Below are 16,853 nucleotides of genomic sequence, written 5' to 3' on the forward strand. Positions count from 1 at the left end.
GGCGGAGAGCCGTCGCTGGTGTCGCAGCGGCCTTACATCAGTGCAAACATGCTGTTGCGTGGCGCCGGCACAGTTCCCCCGGCGTCGGCGGCTTCGCCGGCAAGAATGCGAAGGCGCGCCGACTCGCTGCCAAGCTCAAGGTCGTCAGCATGGTTCTTCTGGCCGAGGCTGACGAGCTTGCCGAGCAACTCGGCGCCTTTGTCGGCGATCCTCTGGCGAGAACAAAGCTGTCGGAGACCAGCGTTGCCTGCATTGAGCGGCCGATGAAGGCACTATGCGCATCTCGCTGCGAGATGCAGCCGATATAAAAACAGCATTTGACGCTAGCCGCCAGGAAAGGGGATTGTCACCCCGCATGAGCCGGCGAAGCTTTTGTTCAATTTCGAACATGGACGCGATCGCGCGTTTTGCGCAACCAAACCACGACACACTGATTGAGGTGAGATATGGCGACGACACGCTCCGCAATTCCTCTGACTGGTGTACCGTTTCCGATATCAGAGTATGAGCGCCGGCAAAACAATGTGCTGGATGCGGTTGCTACGGCAGGCTTGGACGCAATCGTAGTAACGGCGCACGGCCACTTGAAGTATCTCAGCGGCTACGATGGGAGCGGTGGATATTTCGCGCCTTTCCCTCTTATTCTGATGCCGGGTCGGGTCCCGATATTTGTTGTCCGAGAATATGACGAGCAGGCAGTACGTTCATATAGCTGCATCGAGGAAATTGAAACCTATACACATCAGCCTGATTTTGGCAGGGTCTGCGCCGATGTATTGCGTCGACTCGGACTGGACAATAAGCGAGTCGGTTTCGAGCTTGGCTGCTGGAATCTCGCGCCCGCCGACGTGCGCGCAGTCCAAGACCAGCTCCCGGATCTGAAGATTACTGACGTCACCCGACTGGTCTCGTCAGTGTCAGCAGTGAAAGGAGAACTTGAGTTGGCGTGTATGCGCGATGCTGTTCGACTCACTGACGTGGCAATTCGAACCTTTCAGCAATCGCTTCGTCCCGGCATTACGGAGATCGAAATGGCAGCGGCCCTAGCTGCGGCGGTAACAAACGACCCCAGCAACGCCGCTGGGGATATCGGGCTTGCGCCGGGTACCATTTTGTTTGGAGAGCGAGTGAAGTTGCCCCATGCGCCAGCGACCCATCATCCTCTCAGCAACAACGAACCTGCCTTTCTGGAGATAGGGGCTTCGAAACACGGGTATACAGTGGGAATGGTTCGATGCGCAGTCCTTGGCAAACATCCCGAAACCGAATCTTTGCACGGCTTGGCTGAAGAGGTCATTGCGGCCCTTGTCTCCTCGATTCGACCAGGTGCTACGCCGGCGGACGTTCACGCTGCTGGGGGCGAGGTGTTGAAGCGATCTGGACGCAAGGGCGTCTTCCGCCAACGAACAGGATACCAAACTGGCATCAATTGGACTGAGCGCGGCGACCTAAGCCTGGAGCCCGATGTAAATGAACCACTCCGAGCTGGCATGACCCTGCACATGCCAAACATTTTGTGCAGCGAAAGTGGCTACCTATTTGGTGCCGGCGCACACGTGCTCGTGACAGAGCGCGGCGCGGAACTCCTGAGCGAAATCCCGCCAACACTTTATCGGGCGTGATGCTAGGCGGCGTGGACAAATTTGAGCCAGTATCTGGCGGTGGCTAGGTAGACCATTCCGAGGAAGCTATTGGCCAATTGATCGTAGCGGGTGGCAATGGCCCGGTTGATTTTGAGGTGGCCGAACATGCGCTCGATTCGGTTCCGCTGCTTGTAGAGCGCCCGGTCATACTCGATCTTCACGCGGCGGTTTGATCGGCCGGGTATGACGGGTTTAATCTTCCGCTCGGCGAGATCGGCGCGAATGGTATCGGCATCGTAGCCCTTGTCCGCAAGGAAGGCGTCCGGTGCACGAGTCCCCCTTTTCCGCCCGCTGCCGAGACATGGGCGCGAACTGTGGTGCTGTCGATGCTGTAGTGGCCGCTGTCCGCCATGACCTCGGCGAGCATTACCGCCACGGTCTCCCAGACCCCGGCCTCGCTCCAGCGTCGGAACCGACGATAGATGGTGTTCCAACTGCCGTATTTGGGCGGGACATCCCGCCATGGAGCGCCGCAGCGGAGCCGCCAGAGAATGCCGTTGATGATCGAACGATTCTGCTTGGGAGGTCTACCTCGGCCGCGTTTGTCAGGGTCGATGGGCAGCAAGCCCTTGAGAACACGCCATTCTGCTTCGGTGAGATCGCCCCTGCTCAAACCTGCCTCCAAAAAGCAGCCTTGAATCAATCCTCTTGGGCTACGTCAATCGCATCGACGTCCGAAATTCCGTAAGGCGGATATACTATTCCGCCAAGGTGATGGACAGTTCGAGAGGGCTGTCGCTATCCGCGAAAAATCGGCTGCCATCCTCAAACTCGATCACCACCTCTCCATCGCGGTGGCGCATGACACGGCGAACAACCTTGCCAATCAGCATCGACGTAGCTCGTTCGCTCTCTTCTTCCAGTGTCATTCCCAATGCTAACAACCCGATCGCAGGAAAGCGACCCTGCTAACATCGAATTTGTCCACGCCGCCTAGGGTCTGCGGTTTGCGGATTGAGTGGCAAAGCGCATGCAGTCCTGGAAAGTAGGTCGTGGGAGGGGGAGGAGTGTCGCGATGGTGACAGCTCTTCCTACTCAGACCTTTGCCATTGGCCGTTGCCAGCAGAGCCAGAGTTTATGATTGCCAGCACTTCGCAGCTGGTCCTCTAAGGCCGAAGCTTATCCATTTGAGGGCAAACGGCTTGTTATCGGGTCGCAGTCGCCGGCGCCAACACCGAGGCCTGAACGCGGGGCTATCTCGGTTCTAGATGGTTACGATATCCAAACTGCATTTGACGAAAACACCGGTGGCATCGATCATTAATTACGCACCGGCGCCTGATCCAAATTACTCAAATGCGGGAACGTGCCTATGGTTGGCGTTGACAGGTTCAAGGAGATCGAGATCGAAGCGATGACTTGGCGCCGGTACCTGCACGAGAATCCGGAGCTTGACTATCGGGTGAATGACACAGCGGCATTTGTGGCGGAAAAGCTGGCTTCCTTCGGGATTAACCACATCGAGTGCAGGATAGCTGAAACCGGCGTGGTTGCGTTGATCCAAGGTCAACTCGGAGATGGGCCCACTATCGGGTTGCGGGCCGACATGGACGCTCTGCCTATACTCGAAGCTTCAGGCAAACCTTGGACGTCGAAAAGGTCCGGACAGATGCACGCGTGTGGTCACGACGGGCATACTGCAATGCTCCTTGGCGCCGCGAAATACCTCGCCGCGACCCGGAACTTCAAAGGGTCCGTTGCCCTGATCTTCCAACCTGCCGAGGAAGATGGCCGCGGCGGCCAAAGAATGGTCCAGGAGGGGATCATGGACCGTTTCGGGATATCTCAGGTCTTTGGCATGCACAATTGGCCAGGCATGGAGGTTGGTGCGTTCGGCATTTGCGAAGGTTCGATTTTTGCCGCGCTCGACGAGTTCGATATTGTGGTCAAAGGCAGAGGGGGTCACGCGGCCGCTCCCCATCTGACAATTGACCCCGTCGTTGTTGCAGCTCAGATCATTTTAGGCTTGCAGACACTAGTCTCACGCAACACGGACCCCACCGAGTCCCTGGTGATCTCCGTCACAAAGCTGAACGCCGGACAAGCTTACAACATCATTCCCGAACGCGCGGAGATTGCCGGAACAGTCAGGACACTGTCACCGATTTTGCGCGACTTCGCTGAAAAACAGATTGAGGCGTGCGCGGAAAATATTGCACGCGCTTCCGGGGCGAAGGTCGAGTTTCAGCATCGCCGCCTGGAGCCCCTCACTGTCAATCATCCCGATCAAACGCGTCGGGCAACAGAGGTGGCGCGTGCTCTGGTCGGCCATTCATCGGTGAACCCCAAAGTCAAACCTAGTTTGGGGTCAGAGGACTTCGCGTACATGCTAGAGGCGCGGCCGGGGGCATGTATACTGCTTGGAAATGGATCGACTGCTGCTCTCCATAATCCAACCTACGACTTTAACGATGAAGCACTGCCATACGGCATTGGATACTGGGTCAACTTGGCCGAGGCTGCTCTAGCACCATGACATTGTCCAAGCAAAACAACCTTGGCTAATCAAGGCTGAGATCACAAGAAGAGGGTAACGACATGAAATACGAAATAAATCGCCGACGATTGCTGCAGGCGACATCGACCGCCATGGCGGCTGGCGCTCTGTCTTCAATTGCGGGCCGCGTTGCGGCCCAAACACCCAACCAGATCAACGTAGTGCTAGGCGGCGGCGATTGGGGAAAGGCTAACATTGAGGCTTACGCTAAGCCATTTGAAGCTGAGACCGGTATCAAGGTCAACCCAATCACCGACGACATGGGTATGGGACAGGTCGAGTTGATGGTAAAATCGGGCAATGTCACGGTAGATGTCGGGGCGCTTACGCAAGGGTCCGGCTTGGTCGCAGCTAAGAAAGGAATTCTTGAAGAAATTGATTACTCCTTGTTCAGGAAAGAAGAGCTAGACGGAATTTATGAATTTGCCAAGCAACCGTTTGGCGTGGCAAATTTGATTTACTCATATAATATGGTATATAGCACAGACGTATTCCCAGCTGATAAACCCCGGCCGACAAACTGGGCTGAATTCTGGGATGCTGATAAGTTTCCCGGCGTTCGCACCTTGGTGTCCGGCCAGTTTGGTTCAGAAGGACCCTGGGAAGAGGCCCTGTTAGCGGACGGTGTATCTCCCGATAAGCTCTACCCGATGGATATCGACCGGGTGTTTGCCAGTTTGGACAAAATAAAGCCGCACATCCGTAAGTGGTGGAGCAGCGGATCAGAGATTCAACAGATGTTGCATGATAAGGTCGTTGACATCGCTCAATCGTATGACGGAAGAGCTCTACTGTTGATCGATCAGGGCGCCGCGACGGAGATCAATCGAAACCAGGCGAAGCTGCAGTGGGATTATTGGGTCATTCCAAAGGGTTCACCCAACGCGAAGGCTGCGCAGAAGTTTATCGAATTCGCCACTCGCGCGGAACGTCAGGCAGCATTTTGCCAATTGTTTCCTGAGGGACCAAGCAACGGCAATGCGTTCAAACTTCTTCCCGAGAAAGTTGCGCGCAAGCTCCCTACCCACCCAGATTACATCAAGAGCAGCGTTTCCATCAACGGCAAATGGTACAATGAGGTAGGCCCCAGCGGTGTTTCCAACACTGAGATGCTTATCCAGCGGTGGAATGAGTGGATCCTGCAGTAGGGTTGGTTGAAGTGCGAAAGTCCGGTCGGGGTAACTCCATACCGGGCTAAAGTCGAAACTGATGCTGAAAATGTGACGGGGAGCGGGGTAGCCCACTAGCCTCTCCGCTCACGGCATCGGGTACGACGGCAGAAGGTACGGCAAATGCCTGCTAATGCACGCCAGCGATGGTGGAGGAGCCACAGTGAACATGCACGCAATGAATACCGCCCCCCGTTCGGAAGTTGACGCTGCAGATGTGAACCAATCGGTGCCACAAATTCAGTTCAGCAGTGTTACCAAGATGTACGGGAGTGTTCCGGCGGTCAGGGATCTGTCGCTGACCGTGCGTCGCGGCGAGTTCTTGACGATTCTCGGCCCGAGCGGCTCGGGTAAGACCACTACCCTGATGCTCTTGGCCGGCTTTGAGGCCCCGAGTTCGGGTGATATTATGATCGCCGGCCATTCAGTGGCTTCGGTCCCGTCCTACCGGCGCGATCAAGGAATTGTGTTCCAGAGCTATGCGCTGTTCCCGCATCTCACAGTGGCTCGAAACCTGGAATTCCCTCTCGAAATGCGGGGCATGGCTCCCGATCAGAGGAAGGTTCGGGTAGCCCGTATGCTTGAGCGCGTGCATCTAGGGGAATTCGGCGGTCGCATGCCATCCCAATTGAGTGGCGGTCAGCAGCAGCGCGTGGCGCTAGCCCGCGCGCTGATTGCCGATCCACCCTTCCTATTACTTGATGAACCGCTTGGCGCACTCGACCGTAACCTGCGTGAGCAGATGCAGATCGAGATGAAGAGCTTGCACAAGGAGTTCGGTATCACGACGGTGTGCGTTACGCATGACCAGGAGGAGGCGCTTACTCTGTCAGACCGGATTGTTGTAATGCGCGCAGGACGTGTCGAGCAAATCGATACACCAGAGGCCCTCTATGATCGGCCATCATCGTGCTTTGTCGCTAAATTTCTGGGTGAGGCGAACATTCTCGAGGATGCCTTGTTGCTGGCCAGAGGGGGCAACGCGCCGCAAATCGGCACCGTTGCGATGATAAGGCCAGAGCGCATCAGTGTACTTCCGAAGACTGCGGAGTGGGCTCAAACGGACCAGCGGCAATATGTTGCCGGTGCGGTCGACGATATGATTTTTGCCGGCCCTCTGCGAAAATACCATGTTCGCGTTGGCAACAATGTTCTCATCGTCCGGGAACATGTCGCGGCAGACCAACCTGTTTTCCAGCCAGGCGAGGAGGTTTGCCTCACGTGGCTGCGGTCAGACATTCGCTTCGTTTCGCCATAAGCGATTGATAAGGGATATCCATGAAGCTTTTGCGCAGAATGGCCAAGGTGCCACTTGGGTTAACCGCGCCCGCGTTCGCGCTTTTGCTTGTGGTTTTCGGTGCCCCTATAACCTTGCTTTTCCTAAGCAGTGTCAATGCCCCCGATTTCTCGTTCCAATACTACGGAGCGTTTTTCGCCCAGCCAGCTAATGTGCGGGTGCTCTTTCAAACGATAGAAATAAGTCTGGTCGCAACTGCCATCTGCTTAATCGTAGGCTATCCAACCGCGTATCTGATCGTCACGGCATCCAAGACTCTGCGCATGACGCTCATCGCTCTCGTGATCATCCCCTATTTGACCAGTGGGCTGGCGCGTACCTACGCATGGATTGTTATTCTTGGGGATCGCGGGGTCATCAACAACATCTTGCTGGACGTCGGATTGATCGATCGACCTCTGCAACTCATCTATAACCGAACCGCGGTCTATATTGGCATGGTCCACATCATGCTGCCGATGATGATACTTCCCTTGGTTAGTGCGATGATGGGGATCGATCGGTCCTTGATGGCTGCTGCACGCAGTATGGGAGCGGGACCTTTCACCGCTTTCAGGCGTGTATTTCTCCCCCTTAGCATTCCAGGCGCACGGAGTGGCTCGCTCCTAGTTTTTGTGTTCTGCCTAGGATTCTATATCACGCCGGCGGCACTTGGGGGATTGCGCGATGCCATGCTTTCAACCTTCATTGCGGCCGAGGTGAATAGCTCGTTCGATATTCCGCGCATTGCCGCTGCGTCCTTCATCCTTCTCGGGTTTGCCATTGTGGTGCTTTCCATGGTCGGGCTTGACCTCTCCGGCAAACAAGAGCAAAGCCAAACTCGAGCTCCGAAGGGCTCGATGTCCCGACTACCCATTGTTCTTGTTATCAAACGAAACTTCAGCGAAATTCTGCGTCCCTATCGTGTCAAACGGTGGACGGGACGGCGCTACGTGCCTGGGGCGGAAAGGCGATGGCCTAAAGTCGTCGCGATCGTTTTTATCGTTTTGGTGATGGCCTTTCTTTTATTCCCAGGGATAATCGTTGTCATCATGTCGTTCAGTTCCGGGGCATTTTTGCAATTTCCGCCTTCGGGCCTGTCGCTTCAATGGTATCGCTCGTTTTTCGGCGATGCATCTTGGAGCGGAGCAGCTTGGACCAGCGTCGAGATTGGTGTCGAGGTAGCTGTTATTTCTACTCTATTGGGAACACTTGCTGCTTTCGGATTGAGCCGAATAAGCGCAAGACTTCGCGGCGTGCTGACAATGATCATAATCACGCCTATCACCTTTCCAGTTATCGTGGTCGGTATCGCGACTTATCTGGGTCTCATCCAGATTGGTCTAATCGGCACAAAGGGTGGTATCGCCCTCGCTCACAGTATCGGCGCTGTTGGAATTGTGGTGGTGATCGTTTCTGCGACGTTGGCCAACTTCGATCGGACGTTAGAGCAGGCGGCCAAGAGTATGCGTGCCGGACCACTGCAAACGTTTTTTCGCGTAACACTGCCGTTAATCAGGCCGGGAGTGATCGGCGGCGCCATGTTCGCATTCCTCCAGTCATTCGATGAAGCGGTCATAACGTCTTTGGTCGGCGGTCTGTCGGTGCGGACGTTGCCCTTGAAGATGCTGGAGAATATCCGCCACCAAATCGACCCGACGATTGCTGCAGTCGCTTCTCTTTTGATGCTTCTGCCTTTAATCTGGATGCTTGTCCTCTATGCCGTCTGGTGGCGTTCTCGACCGAGCATGCAGCGAACATTACAGGAAGCCGCTGCCTAACTGGCGTGGCAGATCCACTTCCTGATGATGCGTCCGACCTATTCCTACGGACTGGCGACAAGCATCTGTTCGGGGCTTCAACGGGCGGATAAAATGGCCACCTGGTCCAAAACGGAAACCAGTAAAGCTCTTGCAATTATCATCTGGCACATGCGGATCAAGGATTCGGACTATGTCTGGGATCGGCCGGCCTTGCTCGCCAGCAAGCTCAGACCTGCCGATCCTCTTGCTGCGCGCCAGGATGGAATTCGAGGTCAACGGCGCTGACCGGATCGCACAGATCCTTCGCCCGTCTGAACAACGAACAGCTAGCCAACGTCAACCGGCTGATCGCGCGATTTCTGAAATCGGCTACCCACCGCGACTTTGACCTTCCTCCTCCCTTAGTGCACCGGGATCAAGGTGACGAACCAAGGGACAGGTCAGCAGAGCGAGCCCTGGTCATCTGAAAACGCGATGGTGCCGTCTCGGACATTATATTGGCGAAGTGGTGACCGCGTGTGCATAGTTCCAGGCGAAAAAAATAGCCGTGTACAAGACCATATGCCCGGTCAAAGTCGCCAGATCACCCGCAATAGGTTAAGCAATGAACGAAGCACCACATCTTACGTTTGATCTCGATGCGCATGGCGTGAGCAGAGGACACCTCGTTGTGCCGGGAGGCGCCGACCATGAAGAGTTCTCGCTTCCGGTTTTTAGTCTTAATAAGGGCGATGGACCGCGCCTTCTTATCACCGGTGGGAATCATGGCAATGAAATGGAGGGGCCATTAGTCGCGCGGCGGCTTATCGAGTGGCTGCCACAAGCGCAAACCAGTGGTAGGATCATCGTGCTGCCAGTGCTTAATCCATTGGCAGTTCAAGCATGGAGCCGCAATACTCCGCTTGATGGTTTGAATCTGAACCGCGTGTTTCCGGGCCGTGCCGACGGGTCTGTTACGGAACGAATCGCGGATGCGGTTTCACGCGTATTGTTGCCAAATGCCGACATCGTTTTCGATCTGCACAGCTTCGGCCCAACGTGGGATTTTCCCCCGGCGGTCATCACGCATCCAATTGCTGATGCGGATCTCATGGCTAAGACGCTCGCAATGGCAGCGGCATTTAAGCTGCCCGTAACATTGCTCTGGCAACATGACGACACGGCTGGGATGTTCGACAGTTGGGCACATAGCCTAGGGAAGGTATTCGTTTGCGCGGAATTCGGCGGTGGTACGGTTAGCGCAGAAGCTCTAGCGATTTATGAAGCTGGAGTTCGCAACGCGCTCGTTATGCTTGGACTCGTCGAAGGAAAAGTCGAGGACGTGTCTTTCCGTAACAAAAGGTCCAGTCAGACCCTTGAGACGCTGATATCAGACGAGTTGAAATCGCCCGCGCAGGGTATCTTCGAACCTCGCTGCTCTGTGTTGGATGAAGTGAGGTCGGGAGATCTTATAGGTATCCTACACTCTATGGATTCTGTTTCCGCTCCGTCCATTGACATCCGAGCGCCTGGGCCATCAATCGTCCTAGCCATAGGATCGGGCGCGCATGTCGACCGCAATGAAGGGGTAGCCATCCTTGCGCGGCCGCTGCATAACTAGAGGTACAGATTAGCCGCGCCTTGGCCAGCTGTAGTAACTCCGGTATGAAGGCACTGGCCTCGACTGGAGCTTATAGGCCAGCTCCTCGGATCGATCAGCGGCTGATCCTGTCTTCCAAAATCATGCCAAAAAGATTGCTTGATCCTTGATCGCTTGGTTTATACTAACCATGGTTGAAAGTGGCGGTCCGAGATGGGAGCTGGCCGGACGGATTGATCGCCTAGCTTCTGTTATGGAAGCAGGGGCGACGATCCGGCGCACCGCGACCAAGAGGGGAGGCGGACGGTGCCGTCCCCGCTGACGCCCGTAAAACAACTTTATCGTATCTTAAAACGAGATGGGCACGTTCGGGGCTTTATATTGGCAAAACCGATTCCGAACGGGGCATAACTTAGGACAGAGCGCGCAAATCCGGCCGCAGCTCATAGCTTGGCCAAACTCGAGTATAATTCAGTGCAGATCAAAGACGTCATTCTCACGCCCGGCAACGGCGCCTTCTTTTATGACGATCAAGCTGCCATTAGGGCAGGGGTTGGCCAGGACGGTTTTGTTTACGTCGGCGAGCCATTGACGCCCGGCTTCCGTGATATCCGTGTTCCGGCAGCTTGCTTAAGCGTCGGGCTTGTCCTGGAAGACGATATGGTCGCCTGGGGCGATATGATGGGAGTGCAATACTCAGGGGCTGGCGGGCGTGACCCCCTGTTTGACGTCGGAGCCATCATGGATCTCACGTCACGTGTTGTTGTCCCGCGGCTCTTAAACATTGATGCGTCCAGCTTTTTGACAGCCTGCTCCAGTGTCTTCGATCTCCATACTGGGAAACGACTCCCACTATGCATCGAATATGGGGTCAGCCAAGCCCTTTTAAGCGCTGCTGCCCATGCTGCGCGTCGTACCATGGCGGAGGTGGTTTGTTCGGAATTTTGCCTATCCATGCCGCATCGTCGTGTCCCAATTTATTGCCAGAGCGGTGATGCGCGCGAAATCAATGTCGATAAAATGATCCTGAAGGGGGTGGATGTGATCCCGCATGGCCTCATCAACTCGCGTAGCAAATTCGGCGTTGGGGGAGAAACCTTTCTGGATTTCGTCAAATGGGTGGCGCACCGCGTCAAGCAAATCGGCCAACCAGACTATTCTCCGGTGCTGCATTTCGATGTGTACGGCTGGATCGGTATGGAGATCGGGCTCGACGTCCAGCGCATCGCCGACTTCATCAGTAAGGTTGCTGACGCGGTTCCGGAGTTCACGGTGAATATCGAATCGCCAGCCGACTTCGGGTCTACGCCGGCGCAGGTCGAAAATTACGGGCAGATCGTCGGCATTCTGAATGCGCGCGCGTCACGTGCGCGCATCGTTGTCGATGAACGCTGCAACACCTTAGAGGATGTGCGTCTGTTTGCGGAGGCTAAGGCGACCCATCTCGTGCAGATCAAGACGCCGGACGTGGGCTCGATCGCCGACAGCGCCCGTGCGGTGCTTCTGTGCAAAGAGAACAACGTGGACGCCTATGTGGGAGGCAGCTGCAGCGAGACGGATCTCTCCGCGCGAGCGACGGTTCACATTTCGGTGGCAACACAGGCGGACATGATGCTCGCGAAGCCTGGCATGGGCATCGACGAAGGTCTTTCCATTGTAGGCAACGAACAAAATCGGTTGCTCGCCATGCTTGATCGGCGTCGGGCACAAAACCTGAAAGCCGCGTAGGAAGCGCCCTGATGCTAAACAGTCTCAAGGACATCACGGTTGTGGCGGTCGAACAGGCCGTTGCAGCTCCCTACGCATCGTCTCGCCTTGCTGACGCAGGCGCCCGGGTGATCAAGGTCGAAAGGCCCGAAGGGGACTTTGCCCGAAACTACGACAAGCTGGTGCGGGGGCAGAGCGCGTACTTCGTCTGGCTCAACCGGGGTAAGGAGTCGGTCTGTCTAGACCTGAGGTTGGAGGCGGATCGCGCCGTCCTCGACACGCTCATTGCCAGTGCTGATGTCTTCATCCAGAATCTAAAGCCGGGCAGCATAGAAAAACTGGGGTTCGCGTCCGCTGATCTGCGTCGACGATATCCGCGGCTGATCACCTGCGACATTTCTGGTTTCGGGGAGTCAGGGCCGTATTCCCATTTGAAGGCCTACGATCTGATCGTCCAGGCCGAAACAGGTCTATGCGCTATCACCGGCAACCAACAGGGGCCTGCGCGTGTAGGGGTCTCGGTTTGCGATATCTCGGCGGGCATGACAGCGCACAGCGCCATTCTTCAGGCACTGTACCACCGCGAGGTCACCGGCGAAGGGACCAGCATCCAGGTGTCACTGTTTGATGCCGTCGCCGACTGGATGAACGTGCCGGTTTTGCAAAATGATTACAGCGGCTACCAGACGGTACGCGCAGGCGTGAAACACCCGTCGCTCGCGCCGTATGGTGCCTATCGCTGTGCCGACGGCAAAGAGGTCATCTTTTCGGTTCAGAATGACCGCGAATGGGTGAATTTCTGCGAGAAATTCCTGAAGCAGTCCGGGCTCACACGCGCACCTGGTTTTGCTGACAATATGGAGCGCCTCGCTCATCGTGCGCAACTTGATGAGATCATTGAACAGCGGTTTTTTGAACTATCCTGCCACGATGCGATGCAGGAGCTCGAGGCGGCCGGCCTGGCATATGGCCGACTGAACGAAGTGGTGGATGTTTCAAAGCATCCACACATTCGCAGGGTGCAGGTTGGAACACCCGATGGAGCCGTCGAGACGATAGCGCCGGCGGCGATTTTCAACTCGGAGCTCCCCTCGCTTCGCCCAGTCCCGGCTCTTGGCTCTCATACCGAGGCTGTCCGCGAGGAGGTGCGGGCGCTTTTGCGCGAAAGAGCCGCGTCAGCGTGAGCGCGCGTTTCAGTAAGGTGAGACTGCTCGCGGTTTACAAAATGCCTGTGTACCTCGGATCATTTCAGCGCACCGGCCGCCTAGAAAGCTCACTGGCAGCGCCCGCGCTAAAATCGGCCGCAAAGGCGTCTCCATGATCAAGGACACCTTTGCGGCCGTTGAAGGCGCGATGTCTGTACCGCGCTGGAGATCCCTGCTCTTCGTTCCTGTTCACGTTCCGCGCTTTGTAGAGACGGCCCATGAGCGGGGCGCAGATGGCGTCATTCTCGACCTGGAGGATTCCGTGCCCCAGGATCGGAAAGGAGAGTCACGGCAGCAGCTTCCTGAATGCGTGGCAGAGGTGGGCCGGAAAGGCGCATCTGTTTTGGTCCGCGTGAATCATGGTCTGCGCGCCTTGGCGGCCGATCTCGATGCAGCCGTGATGGCGGGTGTTGACGCACTGGTTCTTCCGAAGACGGATTCGGCAGAGTGGGTTATAGAGATCGCGAATGCGGTTTCGGAACTAGAACGTGAAAGAAATCTTCCGCAGGGAGGCATCCGGTTCCTTGCCCAGATTGAGACCCCGGGCGCCTTGCAAAGGCTTGCGGCCATTGCGTCGGCGCATCCAAGGATGGTCGCAATGGCGCTTGGCCCTGAAGACTTCAGCGCCGCTGTTGGCGGCGCCCCAGGATTCGACCTTCTTTTGACGCCGAACCTTTCTGTTCTGTTTGCCGCCCGCGCGGCCGGCTTGCTCCCGCTGGGCTTCATAGGAAGCATCGGCGAGTTCTCGGACACGCATAAACTTCGTGAGGCCGCGGTGCGGGCGCGGCGGCTTGGCTTTGCCGGAGCTTTGGCGATCCATCCGACACAGGTGGCCATATTCAATGAGGCTTTCTCGCCAAGCGCCCAGGAGCTCGAGTGGGCCCATAAAGTTGTCGCGGCGGCAAATGATGCCGCCACGCGTGGACTGTCCGCATTCTCGTTGAATGGCAAAATGATAGATCCGCCAGTGGTGCGGCGCGCCCACGAGATCCTGATTCTTGTGGGCAACAACTGACTGGCCTGTTATCAGCGGCTGAACAGGAGCGAATGGCACTACACCGCGCCGGGCAAGCCGATGCAAAATGGCTACGCGATTCCCTCAACGGCCGAATGCGAGACGAGCTGTTGAACGATGGCCTGTTCTTCGGCCTCGACCACGCCCGCAGTGCCACTGCCGAATGGAGGCAGGACCTAAATCCTGTTCATAACACTCATCTGTCTATGTCATTTGAGTGAATAGGTTTTGCTGATCTGGATGCGATCCCATGGGGTATTTTGGGTTTTGCCGCGCGCGATGAACGATGCGCTGAGCCGCCGGTTCGTCAAGCGTTGATCGGCTGAAGACCCATGGACCGTCCGGCAGAGGATGAACGCCTTCGATCGACGCGAGTCCACCGAAGGCGATGCAACGCGGCTCGCCATTGTCAAGCAGACCACGCCAGCAGGAATAGCGCGGAATGTTGTGCTTGGTTCCCGTGTAGCGGACCGTCAGCTCGCGGCCGCAGCGCCGGCAGCGGACAAGGTCGGCGAGCAGAGCGTCGCCATGCTTGGGCGCCCCGTGATGCCGGCTCGTGGGCACGTGGTCGCTCACCATCTTGCGGATCGCTTCCGCCTTTCCCAGCCGACGTAGCCTTCGTGTGCACCCGGAATCAGCGCCAGCATCTCGCGCCTTACGGCGGCTGCGCGAGCGAATGGCGGCATCTGCGCGGTCTGCGCGTCGTGCGGGTTGGAGAAGATCGAACTGATATGTCGTAGGCTGGCGCGGTATGGACCTCTCCCCGGTTCGCTTCGTGAGGACCCGATGCTGCGCCCGAATCCTCCAATTGCGATGGGGTGTGGGAATTGGCCGTCGGGTCCTGCAGCAGTGTCACCAAGACGCCAAGCGTTCTGGGATCGATATGTGGGGCAGGGCAATGCGCCACGCGGTGCAGACCGCGATCAAACATCCAGGCCGGAACTTCCAGCCACCGATCGGAGGCGTGGCGGGAGAGACTGCAGCGGAAAACCTCCCGGTCGGCGTTCTCGATCACCTCATGAACGTGAACACAACGCCCGGCCCAAGGATGCCACGGATAAAGAAACTTGCGTTCCTCGGTCCTGTGGGTGTTCTTTCCTGGTGTTGTTCAACACCGTGAGGCCGCATTCCTCGCTCGCTATTTGACCCCGGCGGTCTTCGCCGGAACCCTCGCCGCAACCGGCTCCGACGCTGCACTCAATGAAGGCTTCGCGCCTCCGCCCGTTGCTCAAACCGCGCCATAACAGAAACGGCCGAGGCTAATCGCCACTGGTTGAAAGTTCAGTGGCAGGTCAGAGGGTCTGGCTCGACGGCCTTAGCTTCAGGCTATCCGGCCAATCCCGGCGATCACCCAGCGACACGATGACTGACCAGTGCTCAGCGCCACCGCCGGAGCTGCAAAAAGAGTTGCGTATGATTGAGCGTTCGACCACGTTGCTGTCGATCTTGATATGGCCTCGTCCAGGATGCGCGAGAGGCGCTTCCCAGCGCGAGAGCGTGTAGGGGATCGCCGCTGTGAGCTTGGTCTTCTGACTGATTTGGCCGAGCTTCTCTAGCCGCCCTGGGTCCAGTGCCGTGATGGTTGAGCACTTTTTGCCTGCGTGCAGCAAGGCCTCGTTGGCCTCGGCTACGGATGTCATCCTCGATCTTTTAGAGTTCGCGGATCCTTCTTAGCGCCTCGATCGGGCGCGGCATGGCAGAAGGCGAGCGTGAAGCCGCTTTTCGTCGGCCAGCAAGCGATGGCCCGCTATAGCCGTCGACCTGCAAGTTCCGGTAGAGAGCCTGCGAGATGAGCGATCGCACGCTGGGCCTTTTCGGTCCGGCGCATAGACATAAGACGCCCGGCGGTCCGCTCCCTCCCTAATCAGTCATCGCGGGCATAAATCCAGAGTAGGCCTGTCTTCGTCTTGCCGACCCCGGAACGAGCACCGGCGCGGTCGTCGCACGTCGGCGAAGAGTTTTGGCGAGGACTTCGGTTTTGCTAAAGCAACCGTTCATGGACCAGACGTAGGTGCCAGTCCGGCGCGGCCGACTACCGGCGCTGCCAGCAGCCTGGGCAAGCGAACCAAATTGTAGCCCGCCAAGTTATGCCGCGCCCGCGGTGGCACATCCTCGCAGCTTGACCTTGGCCATGCCGTCTGAGGTCTTGACTGACCGAACCCTCCTCTGACCCCTTAGGGCAGTGCTGACTGAGATCATAGCCCGGATGGCGCTTCGTGCGGTCATCGATCGCTATACGCGAGGCTTGTTGCTTTCTGCTCAAATGGGCGTTGAAGGCAACGCGCGGCGTGATCTTGCTCTTTGCAGGTCCTTGACTGGCGCGTCCTAGGCTTCGCCAGCGCCAGTCGATGCGCCGTCGCGGCGTCTGCGGTCCAACATAGCGAGAGCGGCATCACGCTCGCCTGTGCCAGGCCTGGGTATGAAACTTTCCAGTCAAGCCGGATTGGCCAGCACCTGGGTGCATAACCAACCTGTTGTCGCGGCTTCATTAGCATGAGGTGCCCGGAAACGAAGATACGTATGGACCCCGCCCCGCTTTCCAATTGAGCCTAGGGGCTGCTGATTCCTTCTTCGCCAAGGGTCGTGAACGGCGTGATCGACCAATGGATTAGGTTGATGGGACGATGAGTGTCGCCTCGGTCGAGCAATGGTGGATGAAACTGCGATGACATGTCCGATAGGATCTCTGTAATCGCCCTGCCTGACGCCCTGCCTTCAGGTTTTCGACATAAAATTTCACCTCGGTCACACCTGATCTTAATGTCGCCAGCGATCTAATCCAGTGTGCCAGGAATGAGGTACCGTACGGCCGCACTGCGAGAATGCCTTCTTCGCAAATCCCAGTCCTCGCCGTGACTGCTAGGTGCAATACTGCAAGCCAGCTGAACCAATTGAGGATCTGTCCCCTCATCGAGGCGCGGATTGACTTGGATGACGACGGGTCCAGGCTTCGTCCACGGAGTTCAATGTTCGTTGGCCCAGCTGAGGCCGTGAGCTTG

General features: G+C 57.0%; 14 protein-coding genes and 3 pseudogenes. 12 read left to right on the forward strand and 5 right to left on the reverse strand.

Going from position 1 to position 16,853, the window contains the following annotated elements; translation table 11 throughout:
• Nucleotides 1–32: 32 nt before the first annotated feature.
• Nucleotides 33–188, reverse strand: coding sequence for a hypothetical protein (locus tag CK227_RS36910; protein WP_164548527.1), 156 nt, complete (start codon nucleotides 186–188; stop codon nucleotides 33–35).
• Nucleotides 189–446: 258 nt separating this feature from the next.
• On the opposite strand from CK227_RS36910, the gene CK227_RS29115 reads away from it, so the two are divergent.
• Entirely contained in the window at nucleotides 447–1,622 is a 1,176-nt protein-coding gene (locus tag CK227_RS29115; RefSeq protein WP_063169317.1) for a Xaa-Pro peptidase family protein, read from the forward strand.
• Nucleotides 1,623–1,624: 2 nt separating this feature from the next.
• Here CK227_RS29115 and CK227_RS29120 read toward each other — a convergent pair.
• Nucleotides 1,625–2,256 (reverse strand): annotated as a pseudogene (locus tag CK227_RS29120) (IS5 family transposase).
• An 85-nt stretch (nucleotides 2,257–2,341) separates the two neighbouring features.
• Complete coding sequence (locus tag CK227_RS36915) at nucleotides 2,342–2,512, reverse strand: hypothetical protein (RefSeq protein ID WP_164548526.1); 171 nt, start codon at nucleotides 2,510–2,512, stop codon at nucleotides 2,342–2,344.
• A 443-nt stretch (nucleotides 2,513–2,955) separates the two neighbouring features.
• On the opposite strand from CK227_RS36915, the gene CK227_RS29125 reads away from it, so the two are divergent.
• The 10 genes and pseudogenes from CK227_RS29125 to CK227_RS29165 form a co-directional block, all read left to right on the forward strand.
• A complete protein-coding gene (locus CK227_RS29125; RefSeq protein WP_063169316.1) occupies nucleotides 2,956–4,119 on the forward strand; it encodes a M20 aminoacylase family protein in 1,164 nt (387 codons plus the stop codon).
• A gap of 62 nt (nucleotides 4,120–4,181) precedes the next feature.
• A complete protein-coding gene (locus CK227_RS29130; RefSeq protein WP_063169315.1) occupies nucleotides 4,182–5,288 on the forward strand; it encodes an ABC transporter substrate-binding protein in 1,107 nt (368 codons plus the stop codon).
• A 190-nt stretch (nucleotides 5,289–5,478) separates the two neighbouring features.
• On the forward strand, nucleotides 5,479–6,567 hold the full coding sequence (locus CK227_RS29135) for an ABC transporter ATP-binding protein (RefSeq protein WP_224570037.1): 1,089 nt from the start codon (nucleotides 5,479–5,481) through the stop codon (nucleotides 6,565–6,567).
• Between the two features lie 20 nt (nucleotides 6,568–6,587).
• Nucleotides 6,588–8,366 carry an ABC transporter permease subunit gene (locus CK227_RS29140; protein ID WP_063169314.1) on the forward strand — a complete coding sequence of 593 codons (1,779 nt, stop codon included), beginning with the start codon at nucleotides 6,588–6,590 and terminating at the stop codon, nucleotides 8,364–8,366.
• 93 nt (nucleotides 8,367–8,459) lie between these two features.
• Nucleotides 8,460–8,633: a hypothetical protein gene (locus CK227_RS36920; protein ID WP_164548525.1), complete on the forward strand. Its 174-nt coding sequence runs from the start codon at nucleotides 8,460–8,462 to the stop codon at nucleotides 8,631–8,633.
• Between the two features lie 319 nt (nucleotides 8,634–8,952).
• On the forward strand, nucleotides 8,953–9,948 hold the full coding sequence (locus CK227_RS29145) for a succinylglutamate desuccinylase/aspartoacylase family protein (RefSeq protein WP_063169313.1): 996 nt from the start codon (nucleotides 8,953–8,955) through the stop codon (nucleotides 9,946–9,948).
• A 453-nt stretch (nucleotides 9,949–10,401) separates the two neighbouring features.
• Nucleotides 10,402–11,655 (forward strand): methylaspartate ammonia-lyase, encoded by a 1,254-nt coding sequence (locus CK227_RS29150; RefSeq protein ID WP_063170371.1) that lies wholly within the window; start codon nucleotides 10,402–10,404, stop codon nucleotides 11,653–11,655.
• An 11-nt stretch (nucleotides 11,656–11,666) separates the two neighbouring features.
• Nucleotides 11,667–12,818, forward strand: a complete 1,152-nt coding sequence (locus CK227_RS29155) for a CaiB/BaiF CoA-transferase family protein (RefSeq protein ID WP_063169312.1) — start codon at nucleotides 11,667–11,669, stop codon at nucleotides 12,816–12,818.
• Nucleotides 12,819–12,951: 133 nt separating this feature from the next.
• A complete protein-coding gene (locus CK227_RS29160; RefSeq protein WP_210326668.1) occupies nucleotides 12,952–13,854 on the forward strand; it encodes a CoA ester lyase in 903 nt (300 codons plus the stop codon).
• Between the two features lie 24 nt (nucleotides 13,855–13,878).
• Nucleotides 13,879–14,003 (forward strand): annotated as a pseudogene (locus tag CK227_RS29165) (integrase core domain-containing protein); the annotation flags it as partial.
• A 55-nt stretch (nucleotides 14,004–14,058) separates the two neighbouring features.
• Here CK227_RS29165 and CK227_RS37510 read toward each other — a convergent pair.
• Entirely contained in the window at nucleotides 14,059–14,433 is a 375-nt protein-coding gene (locus tag CK227_RS37510) for a zinc ribbon domain-containing protein (protein WP_063169311.1), read from the reverse strand.
• Nucleotides 14,434–14,961: 528 nt separating this feature from the next.
• On the opposite strand from CK227_RS37510, the pseudogene CK227_RS37515 reads away from it, so the two are divergent.
• Nucleotides 14,962–15,098 (forward strand): annotated as a pseudogene (locus tag CK227_RS37515) (IS3 family transposase); the annotation flags it as partial.
• A 48-nt stretch (nucleotides 15,099–15,146) separates the two neighbouring features.
• On the opposite strand, the gene CK227_RS29175 reads toward CK227_RS37515, so the two are convergent.
• Nucleotides 15,147–15,494 carry a transposase gene (locus CK227_RS29175; protein WP_063169310.1) on the reverse strand — a complete coding sequence of 116 codons (348 nt, stop codon included), beginning with the start codon at nucleotides 15,492–15,494 and terminating at the stop codon, nucleotides 15,147–15,149.
• Nucleotides 15,495–16,853 lie beyond the last annotated feature (1,359 nt).

It is taken from the genome of Mesorhizobium sp. WSM4308, assembly GCF_002294905.1.
Lineage (GTDB): Bacteria > Pseudomonadota > Alphaproteobacteria > Rhizobiales > Rhizobiaceae > Mesorhizobium.

Bases quoted from the DNA above. Each gene is read 5' to 3' on its own strand.
- CK227_RS36920 (WP_164548525.1), top strand. From the start codon at position 8,460: ATGGCCACCTGGTCCAAAACGGAAACCAGTAAAGCTCTTGCAATTATC.
- CK227_RS36915 (WP_164548526.1), bottom strand. From the start codon at position 2,512: ATGACACTGGAAGAAGAGAGCGAACGAGCTACGTCGATGCTGATTGGC.
- CK227_RS29145 (WP_063169313.1), top strand. From the start codon at position 8,953: ATGAACGAAGCACCACATCTTACGTTTGATCTCGATGCGCATGGCGTG.
- CK227_RS37510 (WP_063169311.1), bottom strand. From the start codon at position 14,433: ATGGTGAGCGACCACGTGCCCACGAGCCGGCATCACGGGGCGCCCAAG.
- CK227_RS29175 (WP_063169310.1), bottom strand. From the start codon at position 15,494: ATGACATCCGTAGCCGAGGCCAACGAGGCCTTGCTGCACGCAGGCAAA.
- CK227_RS29140 (WP_063169314.1), top strand. From the start codon at position 6,588: ATGAAGCTTTTGCGCAGAATGGCCAAGGTGCCACTTGGGTTAACCGCG.
- CK227_RS29160 (WP_210326668.1), top strand. From the start codon at position 12,952: ATGATCAAGGACACCTTTGCGGCCGTTGAAGGCGCGATGTCTGTACCG.
- CK227_RS29130 (WP_063169315.1), top strand. From the start codon at position 4,182: ATGAAATACGAAATAAATCGCCGACGATTGCTGCAGGCGACATCGACC.
- CK227_RS29135 (WP_224570037.1), top strand. From the start codon at position 5,479: ATGCACGCAATGAATACCGCCCCCCGTTCGGAAGTTGACGCTGCAGAT.
- CK227_RS29115 (WP_063169317.1), top strand. From the start codon at position 447: ATGGCGACGACACGCTCCGCAATTCCTCTGACTGGTGTACCGTTTCCG.
- CK227_RS29155 (WP_063169312.1), top strand. From the start codon at position 11,667: ATGCTAAACAGTCTCAAGGACATCACGGTTGTGGCGGTCGAACAGGCC.
- CK227_RS29125 (WP_063169316.1), top strand. From the start codon at position 2,956: ATGGTTGGCGTTGACAGGTTCAAGGAGATCGAGATCGAAGCGATGACT.